This window comes from Chitinibacter sp. SCUT-21 (genome assembly GCA_041874755.1).
Lineage (GTDB): Bacteria > Pseudomonadota > Gammaproteobacteria > Burkholderiales > Chitinibacteraceae > Chitinibacter.
In genome coordinates this window covers 3,025,530-3,041,212 of record CP102611.1, presented here as the reverse complement: position 1 = coordinate 3,041,212, position 15,683 = coordinate 3,025,530, and the positions used below count along the sequence as shown (strand labels likewise).

The 15,683-nt window shown below is 49.7% G+C and carries 19 protein-coding genes; 12 read left to right on the top strand and 7 right to left on the bottom strand.

Annotated elements, in window-relative coordinates:
• Positions 1-83: 83 nt before the first annotated feature.
• Positions 84-1,166: an enoyl-CoA hydratase/isomerase family protein gene (locus tag NT239_14185; GenBank protein ID XGA70897.1), complete on the bottom strand. Its 1,083-nt coding sequence runs from the start codon at positions 1,164-1,166 to the stop codon at positions 84-86.
• A 149-nt stretch (positions 1,167-1,315) separates the two neighbouring features.
• Here NT239_14185 and NT239_14180 point away from each other — a divergent pair, with 149 nt between their 5' ends.
• The 3 genes from NT239_14180 (at position 1,316) to NT239_14170 (ending at position 3,684) form a co-directional block, all read left to right on the top strand.
• On the top strand, positions 1,316-2,326 hold the full coding sequence (locus NT239_14180) for a DUF2817 domain-containing protein (protein XGA70896.1): 1,011 nt from the start codon (positions 1,316-1,318) through the stop codon (positions 2,324-2,326).
• Complete coding sequence (locus NT239_14175; protein ID XGA70895.1) at positions 2,323-3,075, top strand: alpha/beta hydrolase; 753 nt, start codon at positions 2,323-2,325, stop codon at positions 3,073-3,075. The genes NT239_14180 and NT239_14175 overlap by 4 nt, the downstream gene beginning before the upstream one ends.
• Positions 3,076-3,144: 69 nt before the next feature.
• Positions 3,145-3,684, top strand: coding sequence for an NAD(P)H-dependent oxidoreductase (locus NT239_14170; GenBank protein ID XGA70894.1), 540 nt, complete (start codon positions 3,145-3,147; stop codon positions 3,682-3,684).
• 57 nt (positions 3,685-3,741) lie between these two features.
• Here the strand turns inward: NT239_14170 and NT239_14165 are convergent, their stop codons facing one another.
• Genes NT239_14165 through fur form a run of 3 tightly spaced genes read right to left on the bottom strand, consistent with a single transcriptional unit; the run spans position 3,742 to position 5,635 of the window.
• Positions 3,742-4,464, bottom strand: a complete 723-nt coding sequence (locus NT239_14165) for an arginyltransferase (GenBank protein XGA70893.1) — start codon at positions 4,462-4,464, stop codon at positions 3,742-3,744.
• Between the two features lie 22 nt (positions 4,465-4,486).
• On the bottom strand, positions 4,487-5,191 hold the full coding sequence (gene aat / locus NT239_14160) for a leucyl/phenylalanyl-tRNA--protein transferase (protein ID XGA70892.1): 705 nt from the start codon (positions 5,189-5,191) through the stop codon (positions 4,487-4,489).
• Positions 5,192-5,209: 18 nt separating this feature from the next.
• Complete coding sequence (fur, locus tag NT239_14155) at positions 5,210-5,635, bottom strand: ferric iron uptake transcriptional regulator (protein ID XGA70891.1); 426 nt, start codon at positions 5,633-5,635, stop codon at positions 5,210-5,212.
• A 102-nt stretch (positions 5,636-5,737) separates the two neighbouring features.
• Here fur and bamE point away from each other — a divergent pair, with 102 nt between their 5' ends.
• Positions 5,738-6,205, top strand: a complete 468-nt coding sequence (bamE, locus tag NT239_14150) for an outer membrane protein assembly factor BamE (protein ID XGA70890.1) — start codon at positions 5,738-5,740, stop codon at positions 6,203-6,205.
• Positions 6,206-7,006, top strand: a complete 801-nt coding sequence (gene dapB, locus NT239_14145; GenBank protein XGA70889.1) for a 4-hydroxy-tetrahydrodipicolinate reductase — start codon at positions 6,206-6,208, stop codon at positions 7,004-7,006.
• Positions 7,007-7,516: 510 nt separating this feature from the next.
• Here dapB and NT239_14140 read toward each other — a convergent pair.
• On the bottom strand, positions 7,517-8,686 hold the full coding sequence (locus NT239_14140; protein XGA70888.1) for an NAD(P)/FAD-dependent oxidoreductase: 1,170 nt from the start codon (positions 8,684-8,686) through the stop codon (positions 7,517-7,519).
• Positions 8,687-8,841: 155 nt separating this feature from the next.
• Between NT239_14140 and NT239_14135 the strand changes: the two genes are divergently transcribed.
• Both NT239_14135 and NT239_14130 read left to right on the top strand, forming a co-directional pair.
• Entirely contained in the window at positions 8,842-9,639 is a 798-nt protein-coding gene (locus NT239_14135; GenBank protein XGA70887.1) for a Cof-type HAD-IIB family hydrolase, read from the top strand.
• Positions 9,640-9,665: 26 nt separating this feature from the next.
• Positions 9,666-10,199: a glutathione peroxidase gene (locus NT239_14130; GenBank protein XGA70886.1), complete on the top strand. Its 534-nt coding sequence runs from the start codon at positions 9,666-9,668 to the stop codon at positions 10,197-10,199.
• A 204-nt stretch (positions 10,200-10,403) separates the two neighbouring features.
• On the opposite strand, the gene NT239_14125 is transcribed toward NT239_14130, so the two are convergent.
• Entirely contained in the window at positions 10,404-11,054 is a 651-nt protein-coding gene (locus NT239_14125) for a carbonic anhydrase (protein ID XGA70885.1), read from the bottom strand.
• Between the two features lie 207 nt (positions 11,055-11,261).
• Between NT239_14125 and NT239_14120 the strand changes: the two genes are divergently transcribed.
• The 4 genes from NT239_14120 (at position 11,262) to NT239_14105 (ending at position 13,668) form a co-directional block, all read left to right on the top strand.
• A complete protein-coding gene (locus tag NT239_14120; protein XGA70884.1) occupies positions 11,262-11,825 on the top strand; it encodes a cytochrome b in 564 nt (187 codons plus the stop codon).
• Positions 11,826-11,845: 20 nt separating this feature from the next.
• A complete protein-coding gene (locus NT239_14115; GenBank protein XGA70883.1) occupies positions 11,846-12,403 on the top strand; it encodes a YceI family protein in 558 nt (185 codons plus the stop codon).
• A 35-nt stretch (positions 12,404-12,438) separates the two neighbouring features.
• Entirely contained in the window at positions 12,439-13,005 is a 567-nt protein-coding gene (locus NT239_14110; protein XGA70882.1) for a YceI family protein, read from the top strand.
• A 126-nt stretch (positions 13,006-13,131) separates the two neighbouring features.
• The gene (locus tag NT239_14105) at positions 13,132-13,668 is read left to right on the top strand and encodes a TIGR00645 family protein (GenBank protein XGA70881.1); all 537 of its coding nucleotides are present in this window, start codon (positions 13,132-13,134) and stop codon (positions 13,666-13,668) included.
• 57 nt (positions 13,669-13,725) lie between these two features.
• Here the strand turns inward: NT239_14105 and NT239_14100 are convergent, their stop codons facing one another.
• On the bottom strand, positions 13,726-14,640 hold the full coding sequence (locus NT239_14100) for a LysR family transcriptional regulator (protein XGA70880.1): 915 nt from the start codon (positions 14,638-14,640) through the stop codon (positions 13,726-13,728).
• 194 nt (positions 14,641-14,834) lie between these two features.
• On the opposite strand from NT239_14100, the gene NT239_14095 reads away from it, so the two are divergent.
• Positions 14,835-15,533: a pirin family protein gene (locus NT239_14095; protein XGA70879.1), complete on the top strand. Its 699-nt coding sequence runs from the start codon at positions 14,835-14,837 to the stop codon at positions 15,531-15,533.
• The last annotated feature ends 150 nt before the right edge of the window (positions 15,534-15,683 follow it).

Sequence of the window (15,683 nt, the reverse complement as noted above, 5' to 3'; positions counted from 1 at the left end):
GTCAAACCGCTTAACCTATGACTAAGATGCGGGGAAAGCTAAAAAGTTTCAAGCTCGATTGCAAAATGGGTAAGTTTTTTTACTTATTCATGCCGTAAAGGCCAAAAATGCGACTGAATATGTGCGCCATCGAGTAAATGCCAATCGGCAAACTGCCAGCGTGGGCTCGATTGGCGATCGATGAGTGTGCTGTAAATGCCGGCGGCAAAATCGCCATAGCGCAATGCGCACGCCGCCATTGCAATTTCAATGTCGACCGTTTTCGCCATCGTCAAGGCGGCACACTTTGCTTGCAAAGCCCAGCTTAAATACAAAGATGTGGGCGATGCTTTGCGTATCCGCTGTGATACGTGCAGCAAATATGCTGAATCGGTCGCAGATTCATCAACCCACTGCGCCAGATAATCCAAGGCCTGCGGTAGTTCGAACTGATTGAGCGCTTGATAATGTGCCTCATAACGCATGAGCTGCGGCTCTAGATGCTGTAATTGCTGCGAGCGGGCGCTTAAAAACTCGCTAAGCAAGAAGGCGTTTTGTTGAGCCGAGCTTGTCCATGGCAAAGCCTCCAGCGCGATTAAGGTCTCGTGCCGCGTTGCATCGGGCAGCAAGAAATCGGCTGCGCCCAACTCCAGCGCATCGCGTGCATTGATGGCCGCACCGGTCAGCCCCAAAAAGCGCCCGGCGCCGTTTAATTTGGGCAACCACCAACTCGCAGCAACGTCAGGAAATAAACCTATGCCGGTTTCCGGCATCGCCAAGCGGCTCGATTCGGTCACGACACGATGGCTGGCCGCGGCAAACAGCCCCCAGCCTCCGCCCATGACAATGCCATACCCCCACGCCAACACTGGTTTTGGATATTCACGAATCGATTGGCATAGGCGGTATTCTTCGCGAAAAAATGCATCGCCTTGCTCGATGTGCGCTGGCTCGCTCATCGCCTGATACAACGTTTTTAAATCTCCACCGGCGCAAAAGCCCCGTTCCCCAGCGCCGATCAACACAATGGCCATGATGGATTCGTCATCCCGCCATTGCGCCAGCGCTGCGCTCATTTGCCGAACCATCGCCAAATTCTGCGCATTAATCCGCTCTGGCGCGCTTAAGGCAAGGCAGGCAATTTGAGAGCCATTATGATTTTTCAATAGCGAGACATGAACCGTCATGCTGACACCTGGCAAAGTGAGATTGATGTTGATTTAGCCCGATTCGTCGTGCGACGCACAAGCAGTAATTTCCTTAATAGCTCAAGCTGTAACATAAGGCCGAGATTGCTTGCCTATAGTGGTGGCATTGCTTTGCGCTCATAGATGAAATGCCCCATTTTGCTCAATTAACCCAACTGGAACACCTGATCATGCAAGCACCTGCCTGTGTTCGGGTGGGCATGCACGGCGAGATTGCATACAAAGAGCAACGCTATCCGCTGTATAGCTTAACAATCGGCAATGCTGCGCCGAGCGCCCCCGTACTCGGCTTCTTTGGCGGGGTTCATGGCCTGGAACGAATTGGCTGCCAAATTGTGCTGTCCTTACTGGCTAGCCTATTCGTGCGCTTGCAGTGGGATAGCAGCTTGCAGCGGCAGCTAGAAAAAATCCGCCTGGTGTTTATGCCGCTGATTAATCCAGTAGGGATGGCGCGTGGCACGCGCTGCAATCACGATGGCATTGATCTGATGCGCAATGCGCCGATCGAGGCAGCCCATCGGGTGCCATTTTTGATGGGGGGACATCGCATTAGCCGAGTTTTGCCTTGGTATCGTGGCGCGGCAAATACTGCGATGGCGCAAGAAAACCAAGCACTATGCCAATTGGTACAAGATCAATTGCTCAATAGCCCATTTAGCCTGGCGCTCGATTGCCATTCTGGCTTTGGACTACGTGATCGCCTATGGTTTCCTTATGCTTACACCCAAGAACCAATCGCGCATCTGGCGGAGGTGTTCGCTTTAACCGAGTTATTTCAGCGCAGCTATCCCTATCACCCCTATCTGATCGAACCGCAATCACAACAATATATGACTCATGGTGATATTTGGGATTATCTCTACCAGCAGCATTTAGCGCAGTCAGATCGCGTGTTTTTACCTTTGACGCTGGAAATGGGGTCGTGGCTCTGGATTAAGAAAAATCCTCGTCAACTATTCTCGATTGATGGTTTATTTAACCCGATCGTTGAACACCGCGAACAACGTGTGCTACGCAAGCATCTGATCTTATTTGAATTTTTAATCCACGCCGTGCATGATTTTGAACACTGGCAAGTCACAAGCACTGAGCGCCACACTGTGCAGCAAAAAGCACTACAGACCTGGTATTCATCATGAGCACATGGGTGTTATTACGCGGCCTCATGCGCGAAAAACGGCATTGGGGTGATTTTGCGACATTACTACAAGCGCAGTGTCCTTGTGACGAGATTGTGAGTATTGAATGGCCGGGTAATGGGCGTTTGCACCAGCAACCCAGCTTCAGCCGAATTGAAATCATGGCAGAGTATATCCAGCAAAGCCTAGATAATATGGGACATACAGGGCAATACCATGTGGTTGCGATTTCTCTTGGTGCCATGGCGGCGATCGAATGGGCATACAGCTACCCGCACAATATCGCCAGTTGCACTTTAATCAATACCAGCCTGCGCAACTACAACCCCTACTCCCAACGCCTTCGCTATCAAAACTGGCCGAATATTGTGAAATTGCTTTTCATGCCAGCCATTGCGCGGGAACAAATCATTCTCCAGCTTACGAGCCAAAACCCGCCAACTAACACGCTGGCACAATGGCAACACTATGCACAGCAGTACCCCATCACGGCATGTAATGCCGCGCGGCAACTCTTGGCTGCCACTCGTTATCAAGCGAAAAATGCTGCGCCGCCCGTGCCGCTATTGCTACTCAATGGCCAGCAAGATCGCTTGGTTAGCCCCGAGTGTAGTGTTGCTATTGCGCGTGCTTGGCAAGTACCGCTGCGCACTCACCCTGAAGCTGGGCATGATTTAAGCCTCGATGCGCCCGATTGGGTAATTGCACAGATTAAAGACGTCTTCTTCAAGAAAACTGAACCCATTTGACGAATAATTGAACTATCCGTGCGCTGACACAACATTTATTGTTGCAGCACACTTATTTAGGAGCTCATCATGAAGGTACTTGCCATTTGCGGTAGTTTGCGTGAAAAATCAACCAACAAGGGCATGCTGCGTTGCGCGCAAGCCAATGCGCCTGAAGGTATGCAAATCGACATCGCGGATTTATCACAAATCCCGTTTTATAACGCTGACATCACCGATCCACCTGCAAGCGTGCAGCAATTACTAGCCCAAATGGCCGCAGCCGATGCGTTTATTTTTGGTGGCCCGGAATACAATTATTCGATTTCTCCTGCACTGAAAAACGCGATTGATTGGGGTTCACGCGCCCCCAACAATGCGATTTTTGGCGGCAAAGCAGTCGCGCTCATGGGCTCTGGTGGTGGCATGGGCACATCGCGTGCGCAGTATCATTTGCGCCAAGTCTGCGTCTTTGTCGACTTGCACCCGCTGAATAAGCCCGAAGTGTTTGCCAACGCATTCACGGGCAGTTTTGATGCCGATGGCAATGTCGTCGACGATAAGCTGAAAGAAAACATCAAAGCGCAGCTTGTAGCACTCGCCGCGTGGTCGAGAAAAATCAGCAATTAATCACTATGGGTATATTAATATAGCGCTTTATAAATATAGCCCGTATGAACATACCCATCAATCCAGCACAATCCACTCGCCATTAATCCGCCCTTCGATCGGCTGATACTGCGTTTTGTATGACATCTTGCGGCATTCTTGAATCCAATAGCCCAAATACACATAGGGCAGGCCTAATTGCTTGGCCAGACCAACCTGCCATACGACGTTGTAAACGCCCAAACTGCGCGCCGCCATATCAGGATCAAAAAAGGTGTAGACCGATGAAATACCATCGTCGAGTTGATCAATTAGGCTGACCATCCGTACTTGGCCATCTTCGATAAATTCGGCCAAAAAGCTAGCGACATTACTGCGCAACAGAAAACTTTCGTACTGTTCGCGATTATCTTGATCCATCCCGCCACCCGCGTGCCGCGATTGCTGGTAGCGTTGATACAACAAAAAATGCTCCTCGCGAAACACCAAATCCATCAACCGCACTTTCAGATTTTGATTGCGTTGCACGACACGACGCTGTGTACGATTTGGCTGAAATTGATTGGCAGGAAGGCGCACCGGGACGCAGGCTTGGCAGTGATCGCACCACGGGCGATACACAAACTGGCCACTACGGCGAAAACCTTGCTCGACCAACTGGCTATAGACGCTGGTATTGATTAAATCCGAAGGCACAGCCACCTGAGAGCGCGCGGCGCGATCTTCGAGATAACTACATGGATACGGCGCGGTCGCGTAAAACTGAAGTTGCACCGTATGCTTACGAAAAGTGTCGTTCATATCGGCCTCATTTTGGCGCAGCTTAGTTGGCGCCTAGTGATTCATAGCGATATGGCCATGGGCCAAGCACATCATATTGCGCCGTTAACATTTCAAGTTGCTCGATAAAATCGTCGCGGCTAATTTCCCGCGCGCCAAATCGAGCTAAGTGGTCGGTGTACATTTGGCAATCAATCAAGCCAAAACCCTGCGCACTCAACCACTGTACCGCATGCACAAAGGCAATTTTCGATGCATCTGCACGGCGCGCAAACATTGATTCACCATAGAACATTTTGCCGATCGCCATGCCGTAAAGTCCGCCGACGAGTTCGTCGCCCATCCAGCATTCAAAACTGTGCGCGTAACCGGCCTCGTGCAAGGCCACGTAGGCTTCGAGCATCTCGGGAGAGATCCAAGTTCCGGTTTCAGCGCCGCGTGGCTCAGCACAGCCCTGCATCACGTCGCGAAACGCGGTATCAAAAGTAACCCGATAGGGTTTATTGCGCAGCACTTTGGCTAGAGAGCGATGAATATGTAATTCATTTGGGTAAAGCACCATCCGCGGGCTAGGGCTCCACCATAGAATCGGCTCGCCAGGCATAAACCACGGAAAAATGCCGCGACGGTAGGCGGCCAGAACGCGTCCTGGCGCTAGATCACCGCCCGCGGCGAGCAAACCATTGGGTTCATTTAACGCAGTTGCTAGCGGCGGAAATTGGTGGCGATGGTCTAGCCAAGGAATCATAACGCGACAAAAACCTGCTTATTTTTTGCCTTTGTCTTGGCATTCGCCACAAATGCCATAAAGGTACATTTCATGCTCTTGAATTTGAAAGCCGTGTTTTTCCGCAATCGCGTCTTGGCGTGCTTCAATTTCGGGGTCAAAAAACTCTTCGACCTTGCCACATTTCACACACACCAAGTGATCATGATGATCACCGTGATTGAGCTCGAATACCGATTTGCCCGTTTCAAAATGATGGCGAACCAAAATACCGGCTTGTTCAAATTGCGTGAGCACACGATATACCGTTGCTAAGCCCACATCAATTTCTTCGGCTAGCAATAGGCGATATACATCCTCGGCGGTTAGGTGACGCTCGGCGCTGGTTTCAAATAAATTAAGGATCTTCAGGCGCGGTCCGGTAGCCTTTAAACCCATGCCTTTTAATTCAGCTGCTTTGCTCATATTAATTTTCCCACTGTCGATATGTGCGGTGTTGGCTCAATACGGTTATCATATAGCGTTTTTCGGTGCCGCGCACCGACCCTCACCGTGAAGCGTAAACGCATGAAGGCTAGAATCTTAACTGTTATCATCAGTAGCAGCCTGTTTTTAACTGGCTGCAGCGTAGTCAATTTCATCACGCCGTATAAGCTCGACATTCCTCAAGGTAATGAAGTGACGGAAGATCAGCTTGCCAATTTGAAGGTCGGGATGACACCGTCTCAGGTTCGTTTTGTTCTGGGCACGCCACTATTGGTTGACCCATTTCATCAAAACAACTGGGAATATATTTACCGCGATCAACGTTCTGGCTCACTGAAAGAGCAAAAACGCCTGACGGTATTCTTTGAAAATAATCTGGTCACCAAGTGGCAGGGCGATGTACTCCCCGAACCTCCTGCCCGTAAAGCCATCAAAAATAATGCCAGCGCGCCACTTAAAGACGACGATTTAATGCGAATGAAGGCTGATCCAAGTAATGTGGGCAGCAAAGAAATCGAAGTCAAACCACTGATAGATAAAGGATTCTAAATGACGATGAAAATCGCCATTGCAGGCGCGAGCGGCCGTATGGGTCGCATGTTGATCGAAGCGGTCGTAAATGCGCCTGATGCTGAACTTTTCGCCGCGCTTGATCGCGCAGGCAGCGACAGCATCGGTACCGATGCCACTGCTTTTTTGGGTACAAATAGCGGCGTGCTAATTAGTAGCGATTTAGCTGCACTGAATGGCGCCGATGTCATTATTGACTTCACCCGCCCTGAAGGCACGCTTGAACACCTAAAAGCCTGCCAAGAATATGGCGTGAATATGATTATTGGTACGACCGGCTTTGACGAAGCTGGCCGCGCTGCGGTGGCCACTGCCAGCGAAAAAATCGCGATTGTGTCGGCTTACAATATGAGCGTGGGCGTCAACTTGGTGTTCAAACTGCTAGAAGTTGCCGCAGGTGTGCTCAATCAAGGTTACGATGTTGAAATCGTTGAAATGCACCACAAGCACAAAGTTGATGCGCCATCAGGCACTGCGATTGCCATGGGTGAAGCAGTAACCAAAGCTTGGGATAAAGCGCTGAAAGACATCGCAGTATGGTCACGTGAAGGCATTACCGGCGAGCGCCAAGACGGCACGATTGGCTTTGCTACACTGCGCGGCGGCGATGTGATTGGTGATCATACCGTGGTATTTGCTGGCGCGGGCGAGCGTGTCGAGATCACTCATAAAGCAAGCAATCGCACCATTTATGCACAAGGCAGTTTGCGCGCTGCGCGCTTTTTGGCGGGCAAAACAGCAGGCCACTTCAATATGCAGGATGTGTTAGGTTTAAATTAAACCAATACGCAAGGCATGAAAAAAAGCGAGGTCAAAATCGGCCTCGCTTTTTATTTTCCTTCGATGAAAAGAATAATCGATAATACTGATTATTCGCTCTTTCCTACTTACCAATACTACGCTCGCAGATCAAACTACCTTTAAAGCTTTCAACTGTTAAAGTTGCCTGTGCAACATAGATCTAAACAGAATTGCCTTATCAGCAAAGATGCTGACTACCGATCTACGACACTTGCCACTACGAAAGAACGTCATCTAAAGAGCATCGAGAACTTAACTGCTTCTCGTTTTTGGCTCGGTATTAAATCGATTGAGGCGAGTTCCGTGACTGCCTTATACCGAAAACCATTTTTATCGATCAACTGATTGATCATGTTTAGCCTTAGCGGCCTGTTACAAAAACATCCAGAAAACAATTCTTCAAATTGGCCTCCTGTGTTTTATGCTCAAACAACAAACTTTGAATTCCAAACTGGCCTCCTGTTTTGTTGCTGTAGTATTACTCTAGTCCTAAATATTCATTCCTGCAACATATCCCGACGACCAGGCCCATTGAAAATTGTATCCGCCCAGCCAACCGGTCACATCGACCACTTCACCAATGAAATAAAGGCCTGGAACATTGCGCGCCATCATGGTCTTGGATAGCAGCTCATCCGTATCAACGCCACCCTTGGTCACCTCGGCTTTTTTATACCCCAAGGTGCCCGACGGTTTGACTTGCCATGCGTGCAATTCCGCCTCTAAGGCTTGCAATACTTTAGGTGAGTATTGCTTCAAAGGCTTTATTTCACCTTTTCTTTCAAGCCATACCTGCAGAAAACGCTTGGGTAAAATATCGCTTAACACGGTCGTTAACAGCGCGTCACGATTGGCGCTGGCCAAAAATTCTTGCAAATCTAGATCCGGAATTAAGTCGATCGAAATGACTTCACCCGGCTGCCAATAGCTGGAAATTTGCAGAATTGCAGGGCCAGAAACGCCCTTGTGTGTGAATAATACCGCTTCGCGAAATTGCTGGTTTTGGCACGAAACAATCGCATCTTCGATCGCCACACCAGCCAATTCGGGCCACAAATCTTCGGCTTGAAAAGTTAACGGCACCAATGCCGCCGTTTGCGGCACGATTTTTAGGCCAAATTGCTTGGCCACTTCGTAGCCAAACGCAGTCGCACCGATTTGCGGAATCGACAAGCCACCGCTCGCAATCACCAGCGATGCGCAATGCCAAGTTTCTTGGCTGGTCTCAACGATAAAACCGCCACCGTCGGCTTGGCTAATGGCCCCCACGCTGGTGCCCATACGCCAGAGCACATCGCCCTGCTCCACTTCGGCTTTTAGCATTTGAATAATGCCGTCCGAATTTTGGTCGCAAAACAATTGCCCCAAAGTTTTCTCATGAAAACTCAGGCCATGCTTATACACCAGCGCAATGAAATCGTGCTGCGTGTATTGCTTGAGCGCCGACTTCACAAAATGCGGGTTGTTCGACAGGTAGCAATCGGGGTGAATATTCAGATTGGTAAAGTTGCAGCGCCCACCACCGGAGATGCGGATTTTTTCAGCGAGCTTGGTGCTGTGATCGACGAGCACCACTTGCTTGCCCCGTTGCCCCGCAGTCGCGGCGCACATTAAACCTGCGGCGCCCGCGCCAATGATTACTACGTCTGTTTGCTGCATTGCTTACCCCTTCGAAGGCGCACATTGTACCGACTTCGGCGCCTGTGGGCATATACGCTGATCAACTAAGGCCAAACCCCATTGGCATTTTTACGCAGACCTTTAAGCCCAGCATTGGCGTAAAATAAGCTACTTAATCTTGCCGGAGTTTTTGCATGCACACGATGATTGTTACCGACCTCGATGGCACTTTGCTCGACTCAGAACACAAAGTCGATCCGTATACCGCCGAAACGTTTCAGGCGCTTGCGGCGCAAGGCATCAACATCACTATCGCCACCGGTCGTCACTTTCTCGATGTGAAGGGCATCCGCAGCGTTTTAGGCGTTCCCGCGCATTTGATCACTTCCAACGGCGCACGCGTGCATGCGCCCAATGATGAAGAAATCTACGCCGAAAATATAGATCCGGCCTTGGCTAGAACGCTGATGCAACCTGAATTTTCTGCCGGTTCACTGCTCAATGCCTACGTCGATGAAGGCTGGCTCGTCGAGCGCGACTGCCCTGAATTGGTCGGTGTGTATTACAAAGATTCGGGCTTTGGCTATCAAGTGTGCGATTTGAAAAACCACTCCGGCGAAGGCATGGCCAAAATTTTGTATATTGGCGAGCACGCTCAATTAACTGAAATCGAAGCCAAAATCTTGGCCCAGTACCGCGATCAAGTGTACATCACGTTCTCAGCGCATGATTGCCTAGAAGTCATGGCGCCCACCGTATCCAAAGGGCACGCATTGCAAGCGGTATTAAGCCGGCTCGATTCTGATAAAACACATTGCATCGCCTTTGGCGACGGGCAAAATGATATTGAAATGCTCGGCGTGGCCGGTACAGCGTTTGTAATGGCCAACGCGAGTGAAAAATTGAAAGCCGCGCACCCCAATCTGCCGATGATCGGTAGTAATGAAAATCATGGCGTGGCAACACAATTACGCAGTATGTTTAAACTCTAAACATCAACATTGGGCAGGAGTACATCATGCGCTTTGCAATACTACTTGGCGGTATTCTTATCAGTGGCTTGGCTAATGCTGCTTGCAGCCCAATACTCCAGCACAAATTTAAAACGCTGCAAGGCCAGCCTTTTGATCTGTGCCAGTATGCTGGTAAGCCGATTTTGGTCGTCAATACCGCAAGTAAATGCGGCTTTACCAAGCAATTTACCAAGCTGGAACAGATGTACGACAAGTACAAAGGCCGCGGCTTATTGGTGATTGGCTTTCCATCGAATGATTTCAAGCAAGAATTGGAGAGCAACGCCGAAATTGGCGATTTTTGTAAACTCACCTATATGGTCGAGTTTCCGATGATGGAAAAATCCAGCGTCACTGGCAAAAGCGCCAACCCATTCTATCAGCAGCTGATCAAAGCTTCTGACACCAGCCCGAAATGGAATTTCTACAAATACCTGATCGCGCCCGATGGCAAAACGGTCACGGCCTATAGCTCGATGACCGAACCTGATGACAAAGAAATCATCAGCAAAATCGAGGGCTGGTTGCCAAAGAAATAGCCGCCCACGGGCGGCTCAGGCTGATGAGCAAGAGGTGAGGCAACATTTTCCAAATCTCGGCAAAGCCGAGCCTAAGAAATAAGGCCTTGAATCTGCAGCCTTGATGTTTTACTCCCCCCTCCCGTCCCCTCTTGAGGGGAGCCTCGCTGCGCGAGTGGAATTTGCCATCCATTTAATGCAGCGAAGCGCGGTTTATCTTGGTCATTAAGGCGTGGTAATCGCCGTTACCAAGGGGCGGAAACGGTTAATGCCTTGGTCAAAGTCGTAGAGCGCACCTTGCTGAATATCGAAATACCAGCCGATTAAGCTCAGTTTGCCCGCTTCAACACGCTCGGCAATAAAGGGGAATGACATTAAATTATCGAGTGAAACAATAATCGCCGCCATTTCACAGGCGCGGATTTGGCGTTCTTCGTCTTTATGCGCCAATTCACGTTGCACTTGCTCACGCGCCGAATCGGCAATACGCACCCAACGGCCAACAAAATTGGCCTCGGTTTTCGACTCTGGGTTTTGCATCAAAGCGCGAATACCGCCGCAACCGGAATGGCCAAGAACGATAATTTTACTGACCTCCAGATGCACAACTGCGTATTCAATCGCCGACGAAACACCGTGATATGCCCCATCAATCTCGTACGGCGGCACCATATTGGCCACATTGCGCACGACAAATAAATCACCCGGATCACAGTCCATCAGTAAAGCAGGGTCTACGCGTGAATCTGAACAGCCAATTAACAGTGTCTTTGGATTCTGGCCTTGTTTCAGCTCTTCAAACAAAGAGCTGTGTTCACCAAAATATTTATGCTGAAAACGGCGAAACCCACCGATGAATTTTTCAATATCTTCCATCTTTCCCCCTGAGTTTCTCAGTGAATTTTTTTGCGCAATTCTACTGTGTTTCAGCCCACTTGGTACGGACAATTACGTGGATGGCACGCAAAGACTGATCTGGTTCAATTTTTTTGAATAGTCAATACAAGTATTTTTGCTATCAATAGGAAGTATTCGCATTTAAGATCAACTTCGAATTCAGAATAACTGAATAAGGATTCCACAATGAAGTCAGCAGCCCCTAGTAACTACAACGCACTGCAAATCAGCTTGCACTGGCTCACCGCCATCTTGATCTGCGGTGCCTTTGCGCTGGTTTGGACTTTCGACAATACGCCCTTAGCGCCAGATACCTTTAAGCTCAAACTTCAACTCATTGCTTGGCACAAATGGGCAGGTATTACTGTATTGGGCTTATTTGCACTGCGCTTTGCCTACAAACTGGTACGGGGTACTCCTGCGGTAGATCCGAATTTACCGCCGCTGCAGCGCAAATTGGCCATCGGCGTACACCATCTGCTGTATGTATTGATGCTGGTTATGCCGCTGGTGGGTTGGATGCTTAGCTCCGCTAAGGGCTATCCCGTCATGCTTTATGGCGTGTGGCAAATGCCTGATTTAGTCGCCAAAAATGAAGATTTGGCCAAAGTATTGAAAGATATTCATGAATTACTCGCCAATGGTTTGCTGCTGTTAATCGGCCTGCACGTGGCGGGTGCGTTGAAACACTATTTCATCGACAAAGATGCTACGCTGTCGCGGATGCTACCTTTCTTGAAACATAAATAAATCCTACGGAGAACCACAGCATGATCCGCCCTCTTCTCGCTGCAACGCTATTGATCGGTGCTTTAGGTGCACAAGCTGCACAAACCTTGGTACCGCAAAAAAGCCGCATCGGTTTTAGTTTTAGCCAAATGAATACGCCAGTGGATGGCCTGTTTAAAACCTACACCACGGCGATTGATTTTGACCCAGCCAAGCCAGAAAGCGCCAAAGCACAGATCGTTGTTGATCTGGCCAGCATTGACGTCGGCGGACCGGATGGCAATGCCGAAGCCAAAAAGAAAGCTTGGTTTGACGTAGCCGCCTTTCCGAAAGGCACTTTTACCGCGACCAGTGTCAAAGCACTGGGCGGCGGCAAATTTGAAACCCGTGGCAAATTAACGATCAAAGGCATTAGCCGTGATGTGGTCGGCCAGATGAGCGCGAAGCAGCAAGGTGCTGAATTAATTCTGGAAGGCAGCGTGCCCTTACTGCGCCTGAATTACAAACTCGGCGATGGCGCATGGGCCGATACAGGCACGGTCGCTAACGAAGTAACAGTGAAGTACAAACTCGTATTAACCGGAAAAGCAGGTCAATAAAAGGCCTCATTAACATACCCACTAGGAGTAATACAATGAAAAAACTGATTTTGGCTTCGATTTTATCTGCAGCAACGCTCAGCGCGGTAGCTGCGCCGGTCACTTACAACGTGGATCCATCGCACACCTACGCCAGCTTTGAAATCAACCACTTGGGTTTCTCAACTCAACGCGGTTCTTTCCAAAAAACCGATGGCGTGATCACGCTAGATCAAGAAAAGAAAACCGGTAGCGTCGATATCACCATCGACACGGCCAGCCTGAATACCGGCTGGGCGGCGCGTGATAAGCATTTGACTAGCGAAGACTTTTTTAACGTGGGCAAATTCCCAACGATGACGTTCAAAAGCAAGTCATTCAAATTTGACGGCGACAAATTAAGCAGCGTCAGCGGCGATTTCACTTTGCTCGGCGTGACCAAACCATTGACCCTGAATGTAAGCGCCTTCAAATGTGCGCCGCACCCTATGAGCAAAAAACCAACGTGCGGCGCTGATGCGGTAGCAACAATTAAGCGTAGCGAATTTGGCATGGCCGCTTACGTGCCAGCCGTGAGCGACGAAGTGACATTGCGTATTCAAGTAGAAGCTAGCGCAAAATAATTCAGCGCTTGCCAATTAAAACCCCTTTGTTTCGTGCAAAGGGGTTTTTTCTTGGTAGCAGACTTGCAGCGATACAGGCCAACAGAGACAATACCGCCACCCTTTGATTTACACGAGTGAACCTTTATGCACGATCAACAAGCGAAGCCAGACTCAATGCCAACGCCCCTCTTAGGCAAAGTGATTTTTGCCAGCCGCTGGCTGCAACTACCAATTTATCTGGGTTTGATCATCGTGCAAGGCGTGTATGCGTATAAGTTTTTGGCCGCGTTATTTAGCATGATGAGCAATTTAACCACCTTGTCTGAAACGCAAATTATGCTGGGCGTATTGGGACTGATCGACGTGGTGATGATTGCCAATTTGTTATTGATGGTGACGGTGGGCGGCTATGAAACCTTTGTCTCGCGCCTGCGCATTGACCGCCATCCCGATCAGCCAGAATGGCTTGATCATGTGAACGCGACCGTATTGAAAGTGAAGCTTTCAATGGCAATTATTAGCATCTCGTCGATTCACCTGCTGCAAACATTTATCAACGCCGCGCAAATGTCGGAAGCAACAATGAAATGGCAAGTGATCATTCACCTGGCCTTCCTCGTTTCTGCGGCGGCTTTGGCGTATACCGATAAACTATTGCATTCGGTTAGCAGTCAGCACTAAGCAAACAGGGTATTGCCACCTAGCCATTTACTGATCTAAGCTATAAGGCAATACCCATCATCCCTCTGCATTTAGCCACTGCTGAATCAGTGGCGAATGCGTTAATGCATTAATCCACCACTTCGTCGCCTGCCCCGCGTCTTGACTGCGCCAAGCATGACACAAACGCGATTGCGGACGCACTTCTGACACCGCTTTCACAATCAACTCACCACGATCTAAATAAGGCTTGGCCCACGGCAGCGGCAAATAGCCACAACCCAAGCCAGCGACTTGCGCCGCCACTTTATCGGCCATCGATGGCACACGCAAAATATCTTGCCCAGACAAAATATTGTACGAATAAGCGGGCATTTGCCTTGCGCTATCTGGAATCACAATCGCGCGATGCTGCATAATCACCTGTGTGGCAAGCGGCTCGGGAGCGTTAGCTAAGGGGTGATTCGGCGCCACCACGAAGACGCTGCGAAACTCACCCAATGCATGGGTGGAATACCCCCCTCCTGATGGGCCTTGGGCGATCACACCAATCGCAATGTCTGCCCGCCGTTCAAGCAAAGCCTCCCAACTACCCCCCAAAGACTCATGCAATAAGCGCAAACGGGTGCCAGAATTAATCGCATCAAAATCGCGCAACAAGGGGTAAATCAAATGCTGCGGGATAATCGTATCGATCACGATGGATAATTCGGTTTCCCAGCCCGTGGCCACCCGCTTGATTCGGCACTCCAACTCATTAGCCGCGCGCAATAAATGGCGGCCTTCATTCAGCAGCTCCAACCCCGCAGCGGTAAGCGTGGCGCGATGACCACTGCGATCAAAAATCGCCACGCCCATATCGTCTTCGAGTTTGCGCACCATATACGTGACCGCCGACGGCACGCGATGCACCTCCTCTGCGGCGGCAGCAAAGCTGCCCCGCCGGGCAATCGCATCCAAGATCTCTAGCGACTCCAAACTCAAGCGCAGCATATTTTTACTCCGTCCTAGTAGCACAAGAAGCCGACCTGCAGCCCTATTTTGGAAGATCCGCGTGTGTAACCTACCTCAGCGCAGGATTCTTTATCGAAAATTTTGAATAATTTCGGCAGATCTTTTAGCTATCAAAGCAGCAGCCGTCAACTTATTATGGCATACAGAGTTCAAATGAATTGATGGAGAATCTGATGATTACGCTACGCAAAGCCGAAGAACGCGGCCACGCCAACCATGGTTGGCTCGATTCCAATTTCAGTTTTTCATTTGCCGAGTATTACGACCCGGCACACATGCATTTTGGTGCGCTACGCGTGATCAACGACGATCGCATCGCGCCGGGCATGGGTTTTGGCATGCATCCGCATCAGGATATGGAAATCATCACCTATGTACTCTCAGGCGCGATTGAGCACCGCGACAGCATGGGTAATGGCAGCATCATTCGCCCCGGCAATGTGCAGCGCATGAGCGCCGGCACGGGCGTGCGTCATAGCGAATTTAATCCAAGTGAAACTGAAGAGACGCACTTGCTGCAAATTTGGATTATGCCCAATCAAAAAGGCGTGACGCCATCGTATGAAGAAAAGATCTTTAGCGAGGCAGAAAAACGCGGGCAATTGCGCTTGGTCGCCAGCCCCGATGCTGAAAATGGCTCGGTGCTGATTCACCAAGATGTGCGCTTATACGTTGGGCTATTTGATGGCGACGAGCAATATGTAGCGCCGATTCAAATGGGGCGCAAATTATACGTGCATATCGCGCGCGGGCTACTGGAGGTGAACGGTATTGTGCTCAAAGCAGGCGATGCAGCAATGCTAACGCACGAGACACAATTGCAACTGGCACACGGACAACACGCTGAAGCCCTAGTCTTTGATGTTTTCTAAGTCAGAGCGGGGTATATCTTTACAGATCAATATTAGCAATAACTTCTGAGCTATACATACTACATCAATACCGGCACACTCAGCTTAGCTGGGTGTGTCTGTATTGAATGACAAAGTCATTTACATCAAAGCCTTTCCTGCTCAATGGCA

Bases quoted from the DNA above. Each gene is read 5' to 3' on its own strand.
- NT239_14185 (XGA70897.1), bottom strand. From the start codon at position 1,166: ATGACGGTTCATGTCTCGCTATTGAAAAATCATAATGGCTCTCAAATT.
- NT239_14180 (XGA70896.1), top strand. From the start codon at position 1,316: ATGCCCCATTTTGCTCAATTAACCCAACTGGAACACCTGATCATGCAA.
- NT239_14175 (XGA70895.1), top strand. From the start codon at position 2,323: ATGAGCACATGGGTGTTATTACGCGGCCTCATGCGCGAAAAACGGCAT.
- NT239_14170 (XGA70894.1), top strand. From the start codon at position 3,145: ATGAAGGTACTTGCCATTTGCGGTAGTTTGCGTGAAAAATCAACCAAC.
- NT239_14165 (XGA70893.1), bottom strand. From the start codon at position 4,464: ATGAACGACACTTTTCGTAAGCATACGGTGCAACTTCAGTTTTACGCG.
- aat (XGA70892.1), bottom strand. From the start codon at position 5,191: ATGATTCCTTGGCTAGACCATCGCCACCAATTTCCGCCGCTAGCAACT.
- fur (XGA70891.1), bottom strand. From the start codon at position 5,635: ATGAGCAAAGCAGCTGAATTAAAAGGCATGGGTTTAAAGGCTACCGGA.
- bamE (XGA70890.1), top strand. From the start codon at position 5,738: ATGAAGGCTAGAATCTTAACTGTTATCATCAGTAGCAGCCTGTTTTTA.
- dapB (XGA70889.1), top strand. From the start codon at position 6,206: ATGACGATGAAAATCGCCATTGCAGGCGCGAGCGGCCGTATGGGTCGC.
- NT239_14140 (XGA70888.1), bottom strand. From the start codon at position 8,686: ATGCAGCAAACAGACGTAGTAATCATTGGCGCGGGCGCCGCAGGTTTA.
- NT239_14135 (XGA70887.1), top strand. From the start codon at position 8,842: ATGCACACGATGATTGTTACCGACCTCGATGGCACTTTGCTCGACTCA.
- NT239_14130 (XGA70886.1), top strand. From the start codon at position 9,666: ATGCGCTTTGCAATACTACTTGGCGGTATTCTTATCAGTGGCTTGGCT.
- NT239_14125 (XGA70885.1), bottom strand. From the start codon at position 11,054: ATGGAAGATATTGAAAAATTCATCGGTGGGTTTCGCCGTTTTCAGCAT.
- NT239_14120 (XGA70884.1), top strand. From the start codon at position 11,262: ATGAAGTCAGCAGCCCCTAGTAACTACAACGCACTGCAAATCAGCTTG.
- NT239_14115 (XGA70883.1), top strand. From the start codon at position 11,846: ATGATCCGCCCTCTTCTCGCTGCAACGCTATTGATCGGTGCTTTAGGT.
- NT239_14110 (XGA70882.1), top strand. From the start codon at position 12,439: ATGAAAAAACTGATTTTGGCTTCGATTTTATCTGCAGCAACGCTCAGC.
- NT239_14105 (XGA70881.1), top strand. From the start codon at position 13,132: ATGCACGATCAACAAGCGAAGCCAGACTCAATGCCAACGCCCCTCTTA.
- NT239_14100 (XGA70880.1), bottom strand. From the start codon at position 14,640: ATGCTGCGCTTGAGTTTGGAGTCGCTAGAGATCTTGGATGCGATTGCC.
- NT239_14095 (XGA70879.1), top strand. From the start codon at position 14,835: ATGATTACGCTACGCAAAGCCGAAGAACGCGGCCACGCCAACCATGGT.